Origin of the sequence: Buchnera aphidicola str. Bp (Baizongia pistaciae) (genome assembly GCF_000007725.1) — a bacterium.
Lineage (GTDB): Bacteria > Pseudomonadota > Gammaproteobacteria > Enterobacterales > Enterobacteriaceae > Buchnera_B > Buchnera_B aphidicola_H.
Genome location: NC_004545.1, coordinates 137570 through 156419, shown reverse-complemented (window position 1 = coordinate 156419; position 18850 = coordinate 137570). Strand labels below are relative to the sequence as shown.

General features: G+C 25.3%; 15 protein-coding genes. 10 read left to right on the top strand and 5 right to left on the bottom strand.

Annotation, left to right across the window (positions count from 1 at the left end):
- Window positions 1-114: 114 nt before the first annotated feature.
- The 7 genes from ileS (at window position 115) to folA (ending at window position 10409) form a co-directional block, all read left to right on the top strand.
- Window positions 115-2934 (top strand): isoleucine--tRNA ligase, encoded by a 2820-nt coding sequence (gene ileS, locus BBP_RS00710; RefSeq protein WP_011091274.1) that lies wholly within the window; start codon window positions 115-117, stop codon window positions 2932-2934.
- The gene (gene lspA, locus BBP_RS00705; protein WP_011091273.1) at window positions 2934-3425 is read left to right on the top strand and encodes a signal peptidase II; all 492 of its coding nucleotides are present in this window, start codon (window positions 2934-2936) and stop codon (window positions 3423-3425) included. Before ileS ends, lspA begins: the two co-directional genes overlap by 1 nt.
- Window positions 3426-3480: 55 nt before the next feature.
- Complete coding sequence (locus BBP_RS00700) at window positions 3481-4146, top strand: 4-hydroxy-3-methylbut-2-enyl diphosphate reductase (RefSeq protein WP_011091272.1); 666 nt, start codon at window positions 3481-3483, stop codon at window positions 4144-4146.
- A gap of 294 nt (window positions 4147-4440) precedes the next feature.
- Window positions 4441-5259 carry a 4-hydroxy-tetrahydrodipicolinate reductase gene (gene dapB, locus BBP_RS00695; protein WP_011091271.1) on the top strand — a complete coding sequence of 273 codons (819 nt, stop codon included), beginning with the start codon at window positions 4441-4443 and terminating at the stop codon, window positions 5257-5259.
- 168 nt (window positions 5260-5427) lie between these two features.
- A complete protein-coding gene (gene carA / locus BBP_RS00690) occupies window positions 5428-6591 on the top strand; it encodes a glutamine-hydrolyzing carbamoyl-phosphate synthase small subunit (protein ID WP_044010488.1) in 1164 nt (387 codons plus the stop codon).
- A gap of 8 nt (window positions 6592-6599) precedes the next feature.
- On the top strand, window positions 6600-9830 hold the full coding sequence (gene carB, locus BBP_RS00685) for a carbamoyl-phosphate synthase large subunit (protein ID WP_011091269.1): 3231 nt from the start codon (window positions 6600-6602) through the stop codon (window positions 9828-9830).
- An 84-nt stretch (window positions 9831-9914) separates the two neighbouring features.
- Window positions 9915-10409, top strand: a complete 495-nt coding sequence (gene folA / locus BBP_RS00680; RefSeq protein WP_011091268.1) for a type 3 dihydrofolate reductase — start codon at window positions 9915-9917, stop codon at window positions 10407-10409.
- 5 nt (window positions 10410-10414) lie between these two features.
- Here the strand turns inward: folA and BBP_RS00675 are convergent, their stop codons facing one another.
- Window positions 10415-11251, bottom strand: coding sequence for a symmetrical bis(5'-nucleosyl)-tetraphosphatase (locus tag BBP_RS00675; RefSeq protein ID WP_011091267.1), 837 nt, complete (start codon window positions 11249-11251; stop codon window positions 10415-10417).
- Between the two features lie 115 nt (window positions 11252-11366).
- The gene (rsmA, locus tag BBP_RS00670; RefSeq protein ID WP_011091266.1) at window positions 11367-12149 is read right to left on the bottom strand and encodes a 16S rRNA (adenine(1518)-N(6)/adenine(1519)-N(6))-dimethyltransferase RsmA; all 783 of its coding nucleotides are present in this window, start codon (window positions 12147-12149) and stop codon (window positions 11367-11369) included.
- Between the two features lie 526 nt (window positions 12150-12675).
- Here rsmA and BBP_RS00665 point away from each other — a divergent pair.
- Complete coding sequence (locus tag BBP_RS00665) at window positions 12676-13449, top strand: DedA family protein (RefSeq protein WP_011091265.1); 774 nt, start codon at window positions 12676-12678, stop codon at window positions 13447-13449.
- 237 nt (window positions 13450-13686) lie between these two features.
- Here BBP_RS00665 and rplY read toward each other — a convergent pair whose 3' ends face one another.
- Window positions 13687-13980: a 50S ribosomal protein L25 gene (gene rplY / locus BBP_RS00660; RefSeq protein ID WP_011091264.1), complete on the bottom strand. Its 294-nt coding sequence runs from the start codon at window positions 13978-13980 to the stop codon at window positions 13687-13689.
- 125 nt (window positions 13981-14105) lie between these two features.
- The gene (nfo, locus tag BBP_RS00655) at window positions 14106-14942 is read right to left on the bottom strand and encodes a deoxyribonuclease IV (protein ID WP_011091263.1); all 837 of its coding nucleotides are present in this window, start codon (window positions 14940-14942) and stop codon (window positions 14106-14108) included.
- A 328-nt stretch (window positions 14943-15270) separates the two neighbouring features.
- Between nfo and BBP_RS00650 the strand changes: the two genes are divergently transcribed.
- The gene (locus BBP_RS00650; protein WP_044010483.1) at window positions 15271-16146 is read left to right on the top strand and encodes a glycine--tRNA ligase subunit alpha; all 876 of its coding nucleotides are present in this window, start codon (window positions 15271-15273) and stop codon (window positions 16144-16146) included.
- Between the two features lie 45 nt (window positions 16147-16191).
- On the top strand, window positions 16192-18285 hold the full coding sequence (gene glyS, locus BBP_RS00645) for a glycine--tRNA ligase subunit beta (RefSeq protein ID WP_011091261.1): 2094 nt from the start codon (window positions 16192-16194) through the stop codon (window positions 18283-18285).
- A gap of 184 nt (window positions 18286-18469) precedes the next feature.
- Here glyS and yajC read toward each other — a convergent pair whose 3' ends face one another.
- Complete coding sequence (gene yajC / locus BBP_RS00640; RefSeq protein WP_011091260.1) at window positions 18470-18817, bottom strand: preprotein translocase subunit YajC; 348 nt, start codon at window positions 18815-18817, stop codon at window positions 18470-18472.
- Window positions 18818-18850: the final 33 nt, after the last annotated feature.

The window sequence follows — 18850 nt, the reverse complement described above, 5'->3', positions numbered from 1 at the left end:
TCAAAACTGAAATCCAAATTCATAACTGAAAATTCAAAAAATTATCAAGATATTTAAAATTGTAAATTTCATTTAAATAACAATAATTAAAAACATAAAATTTAAGGAACAATAGTGAAAGATTACAAAACAACATTAAACTTACCTAAAACTAATTTTTCTATGAAAGGAAATTTATCGAAAAAAGAACCATTTATCCTTAAAAAATGGAATGATAACAATATATATTCATTAATTAAAAAACAAAATATAGGAAAAAAGAAATTTTTTTTGAATGATGGACCACCTTACGCAAACGGGAATATTCATATAGGACATGCCATCAACAAAATACTAAAAGACATTGTTATTAAATTTAAAACCTTATCAGGATTCGATACCTACTATACACCGTCATGGGATTGTCACGGGTTACCTATTGAACATAAAGTAGAAAAAACTATTAAAAAAGAAAATATACTTATCACCAAAAAAGAATTTAGAATTAAATGCAGAAATTATGCACAATCCCAAGTTAATAATCAAAAACTAGAATTTATCCGATTAGGAGTATTCGGAGATTGGGAAAATTCATACTTAACTATGAATTTTAAAAACGAAGCAAACATAGCACGTACACTAATGAAAATGTTCAAATACGGATACGTATATCAAGATTTTAAACCTGTACATTGGTGTATAAACTGTAAATCAGCATTAGCTGAAGCAGAAGTTGAATACCACAACAAATTATCTAATTCTATTATAATAAAATTTAAATTAGCACATAACATTAATTTTTGGAACCAAATTTTTAAAAATGATCATAATCAAGATATACACTTAGTCGTATGGACTACTACTCCTTGGACTTTACCTGCCAGTCAAGCTATCGCTTTAAATCCTAACTTTAAATATCAATTAATACAGACTAATAATAATTTATTTATTATATCCGAAAAATCAGTACCTGATACTATGAATAAAATGGGAATTCAAAAATGGAAAAAAATACATATATTTCTAGGAAAGAACATATCAAATTTAAAAGTTATACATCCATTTTTAAATACTACAATTCCAGTAATTTTAGCTGACCACGTTACCCAAGAGTTAGGAACCGGAATAGTACATACAGCACCAGAATTTGGACAAGACGATTATTATGCTTGTAAAAAAAACAATATTAATTTCACACCAACAATTGATAAAAAAGGACACTTTTTAAATAATATCCATCCTAAATTAAACAATATCAATATTTTTAAATCTATTAAAATAGTCATAAAATTATTAAACAATAATAATGCATTACTACACAGCGAAAAACTTGTTCATAGTTACCCTTATTGTTGGAGACATAAAACTCCGATTATTTCTCGAGCTACCCAGCAATGGTTTATTAACATAAATCACAATAATTTGAGAAATCGTTGCATAAAATATATTCAAGAAGTAAAATGGATCCCTCATTGGAGTAAAAATAGAATGATTGAAATGATTATCAATCGACCAGATTGGTGTATTTCAAGACAACGAACATGGGGAGTTCCAATTCCTATTTTTATTCATAGAAAAACTGGAAAATTACATCCCGATACTATAAAACTATCGCAAAAAATCATTCAAAACATAGAAACTAATGGAATTCAAGCATGGTTTGATATCACAGAAAAATCATTCTTAGGTGAACTATTTAAACAATATAAAAAAGTCACGGACGTAATAGATGTTTGGTTTGAATCAGGTTCTATTCAACTTTCAAATATATACAACAAAATACAACACCAACATAATAATATATCAGACTTATATATAGAAGGACTTGATCAGCATAGAGGGTGGTTTATGTCGTCTCTAATTATATCTGCTGCTATAAGCAATCAAACTCCCTATAAAAAAGTAATCACGCATGGATTCGTAGTAGATAAAAACAAAAAAAAAATGTCAAAATCTATTGGAAATACTGTTCATCCTTCAGAAGTAATTAATACATTAGGTTCAGATATATTACGGCTATGGACTGCATCTACAAACTATTCAAAAGAAATGTCAATTTCTCAAGAAACATTAATTCACATATCAGATTACTATAGAAGAATTAGAAACACTGCCAGATTTCTTTTAGCAAATTTGCACGAATTTAATCCAGAAAACGATTTAATCAATGCTAAAAACATGATAATATTAGATAAATGGGCAATAGGAAAAGCATTACATATTCAAAAAAAAATAATTAAAAGTTACAAAAATTATAATTTTCATGACGTAATAAAATACTTAATGAATTTCTGTTCGTTAGATATGGGAACTTTTTACTTAGAAATAATTAAGGATCGACAATATACCACACAAAAAAATAGTATAGCTAGAAGAAGTTGTCAAACTGCTATGTACTTAATATTAACAGCATTCGTAAAATGGATTACTCCTATTTTACCTTTTACTTCTGATGAATTATGGGAATACATACCTGGAACAAATAAAAACAAATTCGTATTTTTAGAACTATGGTCTAATCAATTATTCGATTTAAATCATAAAGATACAATGAATCACGAATATTGGAATCAGTTACTAATTATTAAAACCGAAGTCAATAAAGCATTAGAACATGCACGACAAAACAAAATAATAAGAAAATCTCTTGAAGCACACATGACGTTATATGTAAATGAAACAATTAAGTGCAATCTTAAATTACTTAATAAAGAACTAAAATTTTTATTTATAACTTCTAAAGTAGAAATAAAAAACTTTTATGAAGCCCCAAAAGATGCATTTCAAAGCGAAACTATTACAAATTTCAAAACAATAATAAAAAAAATGAATGGAATTAAATGTCCTAGATGCTGGCATATTATTACTAAAATAAAAAATAATAAAAATCATGAAATTTGTAAACGTTGCATTTTAAATACAATAGGACCAGGTGAATTACGCCAATTTTTATAATGAAAATACCACTCATATATAATCGTATATTAATTTTATTTTTTTTTATAGCAAATATAATAATTTTAGATCAAGTAAGTAAAAAATGGATTATAAATAACCTTTTACTACATGAAAAAAAACCATTAATTAGTATAATGAATATTTTTTACGTTCGTAATTATGGAACTGCATTTAATTTTTTTTCAAACAATCCTGGAGAAAAAAATTATATCTTGTGTCTAATAAGTAGCATTGCGATATTAATAATACTCAAAACGATGTATAATAATACTACTATAGAAAACTTCTTCTACAACATTCCCAGTGCATTTATAATTAGTGGTGCTATTGGAAACTTCATTGATCGATGCTATCTTGGATACGTAATAGATTTTATAGATTTTCACATTAATAATTGGCATTTTGCTACGTTTAATATAGCTGATGTTAGCATTTTTATAGGCAGTGTTTTATTTATATACCACAACAAATATTTTTTAAAAAATTAAACTATTGATATAGAACATTCTACACCTTATTTTATTAAGGTTAACAAAACTATATATGAAAATTTTATTAGAAAATCCGCGAAGTTTCTGCGTAGAAACAAAACGTGCATTATCTATCGTAAATTTAGCATTAAAAACGTGGGGAAAACTAATTTACGTTAATCACAAAATCGTACATAATAATTACATTATTAATAATTTAAAATTAAAAGGAGTAATTTTTTCTAAAAATATTAATTCTATTCTAGAAAGTTCAAAATTAATGCTTTCAAAACACAGCGTACCTAATAAAATTAAAAAAACAACATTAGAAAAAAAAATATTTATAATAGATGCAACTTGTCCATTAGTTAAAAAGGTTCATAAAAAAATACATTATAAAAACAAAAACACATACAACGTAATACTAATAGAAAACTCTCAACACCCTAAAATACAAGGAACATTAGAACGATATCAAAAAAACCTAAAAAACTCAATTTATATAGTCAAATCTAAAAAATACGCAATAAAATTAACAATCAAAAATACAAGAAATTCAATAATTACTGCTCAAATAACACTCTCTTCAGAAAAAATATATCCTATTATAACCATTCTGAGAAAAAAATTTCCTGCAATCATTAATTCACATGAAAATAATATATGTTATGCAACTATTAATAGAAAAACAGCTATAAAACATATCTCGAAAAAAATTAGACACTATTCTTGTCATTAGATCTACGAATTCTTATAATGCTAATCAATTAGCAAAATTAATACATAATCAAAAAAAATATTTTTAATCAATTCAACACATGATATAAAAAACGCTCATTAAAAGTTCAAAAACTATAAGAACAATAGCAAGTGAATCTACTCCTAATATATTAAATCATAAAAATAATTTAAAAGTGTTAAAAAATTGATAAGAAAAAGTAAAATGTTATATTTCGTCTTCTAAAAATACTAAGAAATAAATAACCAAATTCAATTCATAGACAATAAAAATTAAATAATAAAAAACTAAATTATGAAAAAAACAACACTAAATATAGCTATTTCAGGTGCACTTGGAAAGATGGGAATAAACCTGATTCATGAAATTTACCATACAAAAAATGTCTTTTTAACTGCAGCTATAGTAAAAAATAACTCGCCCTATGTTCAAAAAAATGTAGGAAAAATAACTAAAATAGGAGAAATAAATATTCCTATTACGAATTCTTTAGAAGAAAATATAAATAAGTTTGATATATTAATAGATTTTACAAACCCGAAAACAACATTGAAAAATTTAGAAATCTGTGCTGTAGCGAAAAAAAATATAATTATTGGAACAACAGGATTTACTCAAGAAGAACAAAAAAAAATTAAACTTTTATCTAAAAAAATAGGTATTGTTCAATCATCTAACTATAGTATCGGAATTAATTTAATGATTTCATTATTAGAAAAAACAACACAAATAATAGGAAAAAATACTGATATTGAAATTATAGAGGCACACCATAACAAAAAAATAGATGCACCTTCAGGTACATCATTAGAAATAGGAAAAAAAATATGCAAAACTATGAATTGGGACTTTTCAAAACAAGCTATCTATGAAAGACATAGTTCCATGAAATCAAGAGCTAACAACGAAATTGGATTTTCTTCAATACGTGCTGGAAATATAGTTGGAGAACACAAAGTACTTTTTGCAAATTCTGGAGAGCATATTGAAATTACACACAAAGCAATAAGTAGATCCATTTTCTCCAAAGGCGCAATTCAAGCTGCAATTTGGTTATTTTCAAAAAATTATAAAAATGGTTTATTTAACATGAATCACATACTTAATATTTAAATTTTATTAAAATTATTTAAAATATGAAAAATAACTCAAATAGACAAAAATCTTAATTTTGTTTACAATAAAAACGTTAGATAAAACTTTATTCATCAAAATATTTGATATCCTTCTACAAAAATTATATAACTTATTATTAAACATGTCCTAAGAAAGGAGAAAACTTTGGAAATATCAGCAACATTGGTTTTAAAAGACGGGACAATATTCTACGGAAAATCAGTAGGTATCCAGGGAGAAACATACGGAGAAATTGTTTTTAATACATCTATGACAGGATATCAAGAAATTTTAACAGATCCATCTTATTCTAATCAAATTATTACTTTTACATACCCCCACATAGGTAACGTTGGAATCAACAAAAACGATTGTGAATCTAATGTAATTCATGCAAAAGGACTAATTGTAAGAGACATCTCATCTATTTATAGCAATCACAGAAGTCAAATGAGTTTACTAAACTATTTATTAAATCAAAAAATAATTGTTATATCTAACATCGATACACGAAAATTAACACGTATACTTAGAACAACAGGTTCACAATACGGTTATATAACTACCAAAAAAATTCACAGTATTATAAATGTACTAAAACACATAAATATATTAGATAATCCTATTACTAATAAAGATCTAGTAAAACAAGTTAGTACCAAAAAGTTTTATATTTGGAAAAAAAATGTAAATAAACAAAAAAATAATAATATTACAAACGCTAAATTAAAAGAAAAAATATGGCATGTAGTAGTATATGATTTTGGAGTCAAAAAAAATATATTAAACATGTTAACACATAGAAATTGTTATTTAACAGTAATACCTGCTGACACTTCTGCTGAAAAAGTTCTACAAATACTTCCAGATGGTATATTTCTATCTAATGGACCAGGTGATCCAAGATCATGCACTTATGCTCTCAATGCAATTAATGCATTTTTAAAAATTAATATCCCTATTTTTGGCATCTGTTTAGGACATCAACTACTAGCATTAGCAAGCGGAGCAAAAATAATAAAAATGAAATTTGGTCATCATGGTAGCAATCATCCTGTTAAAGAATTAAAATCTAACACTGTTATGATTACTTCTCAAAACCATAACTATACAGTTGACACAAATAACTTACCTAAAAACATAAATATAACTCACATTTCATTATTTGACGGATCTATACAAGGACTGCAAAGAAACGACAAACATGCATTTAGCTTTCAAGGACATCCGGAAGCTAGCCCAGGGCCTCATGATTCTATGATATTATTTGATAAGTTTATAAAACTCATGAAAAAATCATATAATTCACAACAAAAAACAATTATATAAGGAAAACAATGCCTAAACGTAATGATATTAAATCAATTTTAATTCTTGGAGCAGGGCCAATAATCATTGGACAAGCATGTGAATTTGACTACTCAGGTGCACAAGCATGTAAAGCTCTCAAAGAACTTGGATATAAAATAATCTTAGTTAATTCAAATCCTGCTACAATCATGACTGATCCTGATATGGCTGATTCTACATACATTGAGCCTATTCACTGGAGCATAATAAAAAAAATAATTCAACAAGAACATCCAGATGCTATATTACCAACTATGGGAGGTCAAACTGCTTTAAATTGCGTCTTAGATTTGGATAATCACGGAATTTTAAAAAAACACAAAATAGAAATAATAGGAGCTACTATTAACTCAATAAAAAAAGCAGAAAATAGAAAATTATTTGAAAAATCTATGAATAAAATAGGATTAAAAACAGCAAAATGCGAAATTGTACATAATATAAATATGGCACATAATGTCATTGATAAAATAGGATTTCCTGCAATTGTTCGACCATCTTTCACTATGGGAGGGAGTGGTGGAGGAATTGCACACAACTATGAAGAATTTAAAAACATTTGCACAGAAGGATTAAAATTGTCTCCATCTAAAGAATTATTAATTGATGAATCATTAATTGGATGGAAAGAATATGAAATGGAAGTAGTTCGAGATAAAAATAATAACTGCATTATTGTTTGTTCTATTGAAAACATAGATCCAATGGGTATACACACAGGTGATTCCATCACTGTAGCACCCGCACAAACTTTAACTGATAAAGAATATCAAAACATGAGAAATGCATCTATTTCAATATTAAAAGAAATCGGCGTAGAAACGGGTGGCGCTAACGTGCAATTTGCCATAAATCCTGATAACGGCGATATGATTGTTATTGAAATGAATCCTCGTGTTTCACGATCTTCAGCGTTAGCTTCTAAAGCAACCGGGTTTCCAATTGCAAAAATCGCAGCACAATTAGCTGTAGGATTAACATTAGACGAGTTGAAAAACGACATTATTGGAATTAACTCTACTGCTTCTTTTGAACCATCCATAGACTATGTTATCACAAAAATACCAAGATTCAATTTTGAAAAATTTTTGGGATGTAACGACAGACTAACTACACAAATGAAATCTATAGGAGAAGTAATGGCTATTGGAAGAACATTCCAAGAATCTCTACAAAAAGCCATGCAAAGTTTGGAAATAGGAGTAAGTGGATTTAATTCAAAAATTAAGAAATATACATCAAAAAGCATAAAAAAAATAAAAAATGAGCTAAAAGAAGCAGGATCAGAAAGATTATGGTATATTGCAGATGCATTTCGCATGTCGATACCAATGTCTGAAATTTTTTCTTTGACTCTAATTGACAAATGGTTTTTATTTCAAATTAAAGAAATAATTGACATCGAACAAGAAATTCAAAAAATAGACATCAATAAAATACGTTACAATCATTTTAAATATTTTAAGAAAAAAGGATTCTCTGACTTACGTATTGCACAACTTAGCAACAATTCTGAAAAAAAAATTAGAAGTATTAGATATAATTTAAAACTTCATCCTGTATATAAAAGAATTGACACATGTTCAGCTGAATTTGCAAATGATACAGCATATATGTACTCTACTTGGGAAGATGAATGTGAATCTAGTCCTAATAACAATAATAAAAAAATTATTATTTTAGGTGGAGGGCCTAATAGAATTGGACAAGGAATTGAATTTGATTATTGTTGTGTGCATGCAGCACAGGCACTTCGAGAAGATGGATTTGAAACAATTATGATTAACTGTAATCCAGAAACAGTATCCACTGATTATGATATTTCTAATCGATTATATTTTGAACCAATCATTTTAGAAACAATTTTAGAAATTGTTAGAATAGAAAAACCATATGGAGTAATAATACAATACGGAGGACAAACACCATTAAAATTAGCTAAAGAATTAGAACAAGCAAACGTTCCTATCATAGGTACTAGTCCGGATTCTATCGACAAATCAGAAAATAGAAAAAGATTTCAAAAAATTGTATCAATGTTAAACCTAAAACAACCTAAAAATGCTACAGTTACAAATTTACAAGAAGCAATTATTCAAGCAAAATCTATAAAATATCCTATTATGATTAGACCATCTTATGTCTTAGGTGGACAATCAATGGAAATTGTTTATGATGAAAAAAATTTAACAAATTTTTTTAACAATGTATGTATTAACTTTAAAAAGTTTCCTATTTTATTAGATCATTATTTAGAAAATGCCATTGAAGTAGATGTAGACGCTATTTGCGACGGTACTCATGTTTTTATTGGAGGAATTATGGAGCATATCGAGCAAGCAGGTATACATTCCGGAGATTCAGCTTGTTCACTGCCTGCATATACTCTAAATAAAAATATTCAAAATGAAATTAGATCACAAGTAAAAAAACTAGCTCTTTCTTTGTCTGTAAAAGGGTTAATGAACGTTCAATTTGCCATACAAAATGAAAATATATATATTATTGAAGTTAATCCTAGAGCAGCAAGAACAATACCCTTTGTATCAAAAGCTACTGGTGTAGCCTTAGCTAAAATTGCTGCACGCGTAATGATCGGTAAAACATTATTAGAACAAAACTGCATACATGAAATTATACCATCACATTATTCAGTAAAAGAAGTAGTATTACCATTTAACAAATTTTTTGGAGTAATACCTGAATTAGGACCAGAAATGAAATCCACTGGAGAAGTTATGGGTATTGGAAAAAATTTTAAAGACGCATTTTCAAAAGCTATGCTAGCAGCACAAGCAAACATGAAAAAATCTGGAAGAGTATTAATATCTGTTAAAAACAGTGATAAAAAAAATATTGTATCACTAGCAAAAAAATTAAAAAATATTGGATTCAAATTAGATGCTACAACTGGAACAGCTTTATCACTAATTAATTCTGGAATAAATGCCCGCTTAGTAAATAAAATACAAGAAGGAAAACCAGATATACAAGATCGACTAAAAAATAATGAATATGTATACATCATTAACACTACAGATTCTAACAAAACTATTAAAGATTCAAAAATTATTTATAATAGTGCCCTACAAGATAAAATTCACTATGATACTACAATAAATGGAGCACGTGCAACAATTATGGCAATTACTTCTAATCCAAAAAAATATATCACATCTTTACAAAAAATGCATCATCAGATAAAATCTACAAATTAAACCGCGTTCAAAGTTAGTTGAATTTAATTATTTTAATCTAATTTAAAACAAAATAACCTTTTTATACAAATATTTTAAAAAACTATGAATATTAGTATTATTGTTGCTATGTCGCAAAACTTAGTAATTGGACAAAAAAATTCAATACCTTGGAATATACCTAAAGATTTATCTTGGTTTAAAAAACATACCATAAAAAAAAGTATAATTATGGGTAGAAAAACTTGGGAATCCATTGGACGTGTTTTACCTATGCGACAAAATATTGTTCTGACTAGACAAAAAAATATAAAAAATACAAACGTTTTATTTGTAAATTCTATTAGTAAAGCTATCCAATCTGCTTTATATAAAAATGAAATTATGATTATTGGTGGAAGTAATTTATATAATCAAATGCTAACTTCTGCCAATAAATTATATATTACACATATTGAAAAATACATTCTAGGAGATACATATTTTCCAACCTATGACCACTTACCATGGAAAATTATTTTTAAAAAAAAAATAATAGAACACGAGAAAACTAAAAATAGTTTTTATGTTACGTTTAAAATATTAAAAAAAATTACATAAAATTTTTATTTTTTTATCTCAGATTCTTGAACAAACCATTTTTTATCTTCTAAACGAAACATACTTAAAATACCTCCCCAACAACATCCAGTATCTAACGAAATTATATTTTTCGGAGTAATATTCTTTTCTAATGAAGCCCAATGTCCAAAAAAAACACAATAATCTTCTAAACATGAATTCTTAATAAAAAACCAAGGTAATAAAGAAGATATATTTTTAGATGGAGATTGTTTACATGTCATATCTAATTCTCCATTTGGAAGACAATAACGCATCCTTGTGAATACATTTAAAGCTAACTTTAAACATTCTAATTCTCGATTTTTAAACACAGTACATTCATAAAGTTTACTCTTAATGTCACTATTATTATACAAAAAATCTAAAAATGTATCATAATTATGATTACATAACATAGATTCTATTTTTTTTGCATAACATGAAGCTGTTTGTATGTCCCAATACGGATACATGCCAGCATGCGACATAATTATCTTTTTTTTATGATCTACTCTAAACAATGGTTGTTTCCGTAACCAATAAATTAAATAATCAATATCATGAGATTTTAATAAATTATTCATTAAACTACTTTTTTTACTATTCTTAATACTAGCATACAACGCAATTAAATTTACGTCATGATTTCCTAATACCATTTTTACATTATCACCTAAAGAAGAAACAAAACGTAATACTTCTAAAGATTTAGGACCTCGATTAATTAAATCTCCAGTTAACCATAAAACGTCCGAATTAGCATCAAATGATACTTTTTCTAACAAATGCATTAATTCATTAAAACAACCATGAATATCACCAATGAAATATGTACTCATTATTTTAAAAACCTATATTAATTCAATAAATACTTAAAATTATTAAAATGTTTAACACAATAAAATTGTATAGCAACAACATGAATATCACGCGAACTATAAAAAATATTGTAATCTAACAAACGTGATTTGATAATAAACAATACTGTTTTACAGACAAATTTTCCGCCCTTAATAAAGGATCAATACCTAACTTCCTTAATGCATCATCATTAAATAAAGAAGATAAACTATTTTTTACTATTTTTCTTCTTTGTTGAAAAGCTAACGCTGTTACATTACTTAATTGATTTATATCTCTTACGTATAAATTAAAAACTTTTCGAGGTACTAATCGTACAAAAGAAGAAGTTACTTTGGGTATAGGATAAAAAGATTGAGCAACTACGTCAAACAAAAAATCTATGTCGCAATAATATTGCGCTATAATACTTAAACGACTATAACTTTTTGTACCAGGTATAGCCAACAACTTACTTGCTACCTCCTTTTGAAACATAAAATTCATATCTATAATGTTATTATGAAATTTAAACAGATAAAATAATATTGGAATAGAAATATTATACGGCAAATTTCCAATAATACGTACAGATTTAAAACTATTATTTATTAAATTTAAAAAATTAAATTTTAAAACGTCTTCTACAAAAACCTCTATATTACTAATGTCTTTTAATAATCTAGTCCCTAAATTATTATCATGTTCTATAACGAATAATTTATGTAATATTTTACAAATAGGATAAGTTAACGCGCCTAATCCAGGACCAATTTCTATCATAAAATCATGACTTTTTGGATTAATAACATTAATAATCCTATTAATAACTTCAGAATCTACCAAAAAATTTTGACCTAAATTTTTATTAGCAAAAAACGTATTTTTTTTAACCATATTTTTAAAATAACAATGTGTTTTATTAAAAAATTATTAAACAAAAATTTAATTTTTATAATTTACTACGCTATTTATATCATAATTACATATTATCGCGTAATATTAAAGTATTTATTTAAAAATTAGCAAAAATTTTATGCTATTATTTTTATTTGTAAAAATTCAAAAACACATTATTTTTATAAAAAATAAATTACTAGTTAAAATAACGTAAATTTTTATCTAAATATTATTATTAAAAATTTATAACCTATACTAATTATTGTATTTGTCTTACACACTCTAACGTTACAAGTCACCCTAAAATATGCTTATTATAAATTTTTCAATTTGCTAACAAAAATTCTTTAAAAATTAAATGTATACAAATAATTTTATAAATTTTTTTTTTAAACAAATCTAAACTTTAAAAAAATACCATAAAATTTAACACTTTTTTAAAACTGATTCATATTCTACAAATTAATAAATATTTAAAAAAATAATAAAATAAACATATTATACAAATAAAAAACGAGAAAATATGGAAACTTGGTTTTTATATTTCATAACAAAATCTATCTCATATGCTCTATTTATGGTGTTGATAGTCACTTTTTTGGAATCGCTAGCACTAGTTGGTCTTTTTTTACCTGGAATAGTCCTGATGTCTATTTTAGGAACATTAATAGGTAATGGAACATTAAGCTTTTATCCAGCTTGGATAGTAGGAATAATTGGATGTATGTGCGGAGATTGGATTTCTTATTATTGCGGTTTTAAATTCAAAAAATGCATAACAAATCTTCATTTATTAAAAAATAATAACGTTGTTTTAGATAAAATAACAAACACCTTAACAAACTATCCTATTACAACAATATTACTAGGCCGATTTATAGGACCTACTCGACCCTTAGTTCCTATGGTTTGTGGTATGTTAAACATATCGTTAAAAACGTTTATCATACCAAATATATTAGGATGTATATTATGGCCACCAATATATTTTTTACCTGGAATTTTTACTGGAATAGCTATTAGTAACACTACTAATTATAGCGAAAATACATATTTTAAAATTCAGTTTTTAGCTGCAATATTATTAATATGGTTAGGAATATTCTTATTATGGAAACTTTGGAAAAGATACACTGATACTGGTAAAAAAAAAATATATATATCTAATGTAAATTTATGTTTACTTCTAACTATTTCATTATCTGCTGGAATAACAATTATGATATATATACAATCTAACTCTACACTGATTTTTTTTCGAAAAATACTATGGAAAATATTAATCTCTTCTCAATAAAGATTTAATACATATTTTCAATAAACCTAATTTATAAATTTTAAAATTGACTTGTGTATCAAAATTAATAATTATACTAAAATTTAAATTATATTTACTACCATAATCGGCACGAAAACATTAAAATTTTGAATTTACTGACTAAAATCATGTCAGTATGATATCAAATTAAATTACGTGCCGAAAACATTTCTTAATAAACATAAAATTATCAATTTTAAACGTGAATTTTATTCATTATACACTAACTTTTAAAAAATCAATATGTAATATTTTAGACTTAAATGCATGTCTTTGAATTTCCTGTATTTTAACAATATATTTAACCTTATCTACTATTAAAATAACTTCACTCTTATAAAAATCAGAATTTTTCATTTCTATATTAATAAAATCATTTTGACTTAACTCAATAGAAATATTAGAAATTAAAGAAACATGAATTATAGCTGGAAATTTATTCTGTAAACGCAATCTGCGACTAGCTTTTTTACCACATTTAGTACGACTAATTCCATAAATAGTTAACATTATTATTTACTCAGTTTAATTAATATATTAACAAATAATTTACTATAGAATTTATAAATTAGAAAAAAACTTTAAATATTTAACATAAATAACATTATACCTATAATACTTAATATTAATTATGTTTATAATGAATTAATCCAATTTATTTCATCTTTCCAAAGTTTATTATTCGTTGTTTCTAAAATCATTGGAAAAAGCTTAAAATTAATGTTTCTAATAATCCATCTAATTGAAGATTTTCCAATATAACCTTGTCCTAAATTATGATGACGATCAATACGACTATTCCTCTTTGTTTTAGAATCATTTATATGCATCCCAGATAAATAATGTAATCCAACAATATCATTAAATGCTTTAAATGTTTGTCTGCATCCTAATTCTGTTTTAAGATCATACCCCGATGCATGCAAATGACACGTATCTAAACATATCCCAATACGATCTTTTTCCTTAACTTTATGAATAATTTGAGCTAAGTGTTCAAAACAATAACCTATGTTAGACCCTTGTCCAGCTGTATTTTCAATTACTAATTTTACTCCAACAGTATTCTGCAAAGCAAAATTAATTGAATCAGCTACCCTTATTAAACAATGTTGTTCACTTATTTTTCGCAGATGACTCCCAGGATGAAAATTTAATAACGACAAATTTAATTTTTTGCAATTAATTATCTCATTGACAAATAATAATCTAGATTTTTTTAAATGTTCATCAGAAGGATGTCCTAAATTAATTAAATAACTACTATGAGGTAAAATTTGATCAGAAACATAATTAAATTTTTTACATAAAAATATAAATTTTTTAATTGTTTCATCACGAAATTGTATTAAATTCCACCTTAACGGATTACTCAAAAAAAATGAAAAAGCCGTTGCGCCTAATTCTTTAGATCGAAATATTACTTGATCTAAACCTCCTGCAGCACTAACATGCGCACCAATGTATTTCATTTTTTTTCCTATCTATTAAACTTTAAAATATTTATTTAAAAAAATAACAAAACAAAAAATATAATTTTTAAAATTAACTTAAATGTTTGTATTTTTAAATTAAATTAAAAGATAACCAGTAAATAATACATATCATCTATAGAACGTTAATATTGATTTGATATATACTTAAGTAGTATAAAGCAATTTTAAAATTCATGAAATAATTAAAAAACTTCGTATAAATATATTTAAATGAAAATATAATTTTTTTTGAATAATAATACCAAATAAAATATATAGTTGTGTAATTAAATTATATATGCTAAGTAATTTTAAAAAGGAAAAAATGAACACTTCAACAACATTCTATGAAATAATTTGTACACTAGAAAAATATTGGCACAATCAAAACTGTACTATTATTGAACCACTAGATATATCTGTAGGAGCAGGAACATTTCATAATAAAACTTTTTTTGGAACAATTGGTTCTAAACCAATATCTATGGCATATGTACAATCATCTAGGCGACCGTCAGACGGAAGATACGGAAAAAATCCAAATAGATTACAACACTACTATCAATTTCAAGTAATTATAAAACCATCTCCACACAATATACAATGTTTATATTTAAATTCATTAAAAAAATTAAATATTGACTGTAAAACTAACGATATTAGATTTGTAGAAGATAATTGGGAAAATCCAACATTAGGCGCATGGGGACAAGGATGGGAAGTCTGGTTAAATGGTATGGAAGTAACACAATTTACTTACTTTCAACAAGTAGGGGGGATAAATTGTAATCCAATCACTACTGAAATTACATATGGTTTAGAAAGAATTGCTATGCATATACAAAATAAATCTAACATCTATGATGTTATTTGGAATCAAGATATGAATAATAATATTATTACTTATGGTGATTTATTTCTAAATAATGAAATTGAACATTCTTCATACAACTTTAAATACGCTGATTCTAAACTACATTTCGACTTATTTGAAAAACATTTACAAGAGTCAAATAGAATTATGAAATTGTTTAACAATTTATTGTTTCCGGCATATGAACATTTAATTTATTCTATACACTATTTCAATTTACTAGATGCTAAAAAAAAGTTTTCCACTACACAACGTCAAACACATATATTAAATATTCGTAATACATCTAAAATGATTGCAACAAATTACTACAAAAAACAAAAATAAATTTATTTTTTTAAAAGTTTAAATTAATAGTAGGACTAATTAATTATGAAAAACACTTTTTTAATAGAAATAGAAACAGAAGAACTTCCACCTAAATCATTAAAAGCAATCGCACAATCTTTTAATAAACAAATTATTGAAAAATCTAAAACATACTACTTGAAATATAAACAAACAAAATGGTTTGCAACACCTAGAAGAATAGCAGTAATGATTTTAGATATTAATACTTCCGATACAAATTTTTACCTACAAACTAAGGGGCCTTCAATAAAAAATGCATTTGACAAACTTGGAAACCCTACTTCTATCATGAAATTTTGGATGCAAAAAATGAATATCAAAATACATGAAATTACTTACTTAAATACAAATAAAGGTTCATGGGTAACGTGTTCAAAAATTACAAATAAAAAATCCATTCAAGAAATTCTTATAGAACTATGTCGTTTAGCTATTAAAAATATTTCAATTCCTACATTTATGAAATGGAGTAATAATGATATTCAATTCTCTCGACCAGTTCGAAACGTAATTATGCTCTTAAATCATGAAATTATACGTAATAATGTACTAGGATTAGAAACAAATAGATTATTGTCTGGACACAAATTTATGACTAATAATAAAATTATCCTAAATCACGCTTATCAATATCCTGAGCTTTTACTAAACTCAGGAAAGGTAATTGCAGATTACGATGCACGAAAACATAAAATTCAAAAACATGCTAGTATTGCAGCTCAATCCGTCAACGGTATCTTAAAAATAAAAACTACATTGCTAGAAGAAATTACAGCGTTAGTAGAATGGCCTACCATACTTCTTGCTACATTTAAAAAAAGATTTTTAAACCTTCCTCAAGAAATATTAGTACACATAATAGAAAAAAAACAACGATGTTTGCCAATATATAGCACTAATAATGGTACAATTTTAAACTCATTTGTCGTTGTATCTAATATCGAAACTAGCTATCCTAATAATATTGTCCGCGGAAATGAAAGAGTAATTCACGCCCAATTTGTTGATGCTGAATTTTTCTTTAAAAAAGATACAAAAAAAAAATTAATAGACTATAAACCTTTATTAAAAAAAATTATATTTCATGATACTCTTGGAACTCTATTAGATAAAACACATAGAATAAAAAAATTAATAACCTGGATCTCAAAATTTACGCACGCTAATGTAAATGATTGTATACGAGCTGCTGATTTATCTAAATGCGATTTAGTAACTAATATGACATTTGAATTCCCTGAATGTCAAGGAATAATAGGAATGTACTATGCGTTACATGATTTAGAGCCTAAAAATATAGCTATAGCAATTAAAGAACAATATCAACCAAAATTTTCTAAAGATAATTTACCGTCTAATACTATTTCGTACTCATTAGCATTAGCAGACAAAATAGATACTTTAACAGGATTATTTAGTATCAATAAGAATTATAATATAAGCGAAAAAGATCCTTTTTCATTACGACGCTTAGCAACAGGAATAATGCGTATTATTATAAAAAAAAATATACATATAAATTTATATGATTTACTAGAAAAATCACTAAAAACATATAAAAAAATAAATAACTCAGACATAATTTTAAAAAAAGAAATTCAATTTTTATTTAATAGAATATATTCAATATATGATAAAAACAAATACAATCATTCAATTATAAAATCAATATTAGAAAATAATACAAAAATATTAACTAACATAGATCCTAAAATAAAAGCCATAACCTATGTTTTTAAAAACCATCCAAAAATTCTTCAAAATTTAATAATAACTCAAAAACGAGTCTCTAATATATTGAAACAATTTAAAGAAAATATATCCTTCAATATTAACATGAAAACTCTTGAACAAATCGAAGAAATTAAATTAATTGAACAATTAAATATTATTGAAAAAAAATATAAACATCCTTTTTCAAAAGAAACATACATATCAATGATGCTTACGCTAAATTCTTTTTGTCAATTAATCCATGAATTTTTTAACAAAGTAATGATAAACCACAAAATTGTTTCTATTAAAAATAATCGTTTAGCAATTTTATTTAAAATACAAAATTTATTTTTTACTATTTCAAATTTTTCTAATATAAATATTAACATTACTATATAAACATGTCTAAAAATACTTAAAATAACCTATTAAAGTTTTTTATAAAAACTTAAAAAAAAATTCTAATATAATATTTAACTAAATATAAAACAAGCAATAAAAAATATAAAAATTTAATGTTCGCATAATTATTTAAATTACTAAGATAATTTTAAAACATATAAAAAATTATCCATCCATGTCTTTACATTGATTTCATATTTTTTAACGTACCCTTTGGAAATATAGATACTATAAAATCAGACTTAACGAAAACTTCAACATTATTATTTAACTCTAAAACAATATAACCTGTTTTTGTTATCTTTACTATTTTTCCTACAAAACCGCTAGAAGTAAAAACTTCATCACCATATGACAAAGATTTTATTAATCTATCATGTTCTTGAATCTTTTTTCTTTGAGGGCGAAAAATCATAAAATAAAAAATTGATAAAAATACCAATAACATAAATATAAGAGAATACGAATTGCTACTAGGAATAGTAGTACTATTTTCTACAGCATAAATATGTGAAATAAAATTATCCATCATTTTTCCTATAAATAACGTTAATAAAAAATT

What these genes read in the sequence shown, in the direction of transcription:
- lspA (WP_011091273.1), top strand. Translation starts at nt 2,934, where the DNA reads ATGAAAATACCACTCATATATAATCGTATATTAATTTTATTTTTTTTT.
- BBP_RS00700 (WP_011091272.1), top strand. Translation starts at nt 3,481, where the DNA reads ATGAAAATTTTATTAGAAAATCCGCGAAGTTTCTGCGTAGAAACAAAA.
- BBP_RS00665 (WP_011091265.1), top strand. Translation starts at nt 12,676, where the DNA reads ATGGAAACTTGGTTTTTATATTTCATAACAAAATCTATCTCATATGCT.
- yajC (WP_011091260.1), bottom strand. Translation starts at nt 18,817, where the DNA reads ATGGATAATTTTATTTCACATATTTATGCTGTAGAAAATAGTACTACT.
- nfo (WP_011091263.1), bottom strand. Translation starts at nt 14,942, where the DNA reads ATGAAATACATTGGTGCGCATGTTAGTGCTGCAGGAGGTTTAGATCAA.
- BBP_RS00650 (WP_044010483.1), top strand. Translation starts at nt 15,271, where the DNA reads ATGAACACTTCAACAACATTCTATGAAATAATTTGTACACTAGAAAAA.
- carB (WP_011091269.1), top strand. Translation starts at nt 6,600, where the DNA reads ATGCCTAAACGTAATGATATTAAATCAATTTTAATTCTTGGAGCAGGG.
- BBP_RS00675 (WP_011091267.1), bottom strand. Translation starts at nt 11,251, where the DNA reads ATGAGTACATATTTCATTGGTGATATTCATGGTTGTTTTAATGAATTA.
- folA (WP_011091268.1), top strand. Translation starts at nt 9,915, where the DNA reads ATGAATATTAGTATTATTGTTGCTATGTCGCAAAACTTAGTAATTGGA.
- rplY (WP_011091264.1), bottom strand. Translation starts at nt 13,980, where the DNA reads ATGTTAACTATTTATGGAATTAGTCGTACTAAATGTGGTAAAAAAGCT.
- dapB (WP_011091271.1), top strand. Translation starts at nt 4,441, where the DNA reads ATGAAAAAAACAACACTAAATATAGCTATTTCAGGTGCACTTGGAAAG.
- glyS (WP_011091261.1), top strand. Translation starts at nt 16,192, where the DNA reads ATGAAAAACACTTTTTTAATAGAAATAGAAACAGAAGAACTTCCACCT.
- rsmA (WP_011091266.1), bottom strand. Translation starts at nt 12,149, where the DNA reads ATGGTTAAAAAAAATACGTTTTTTGCTAATAAAAATTTAGGTCAAAAT.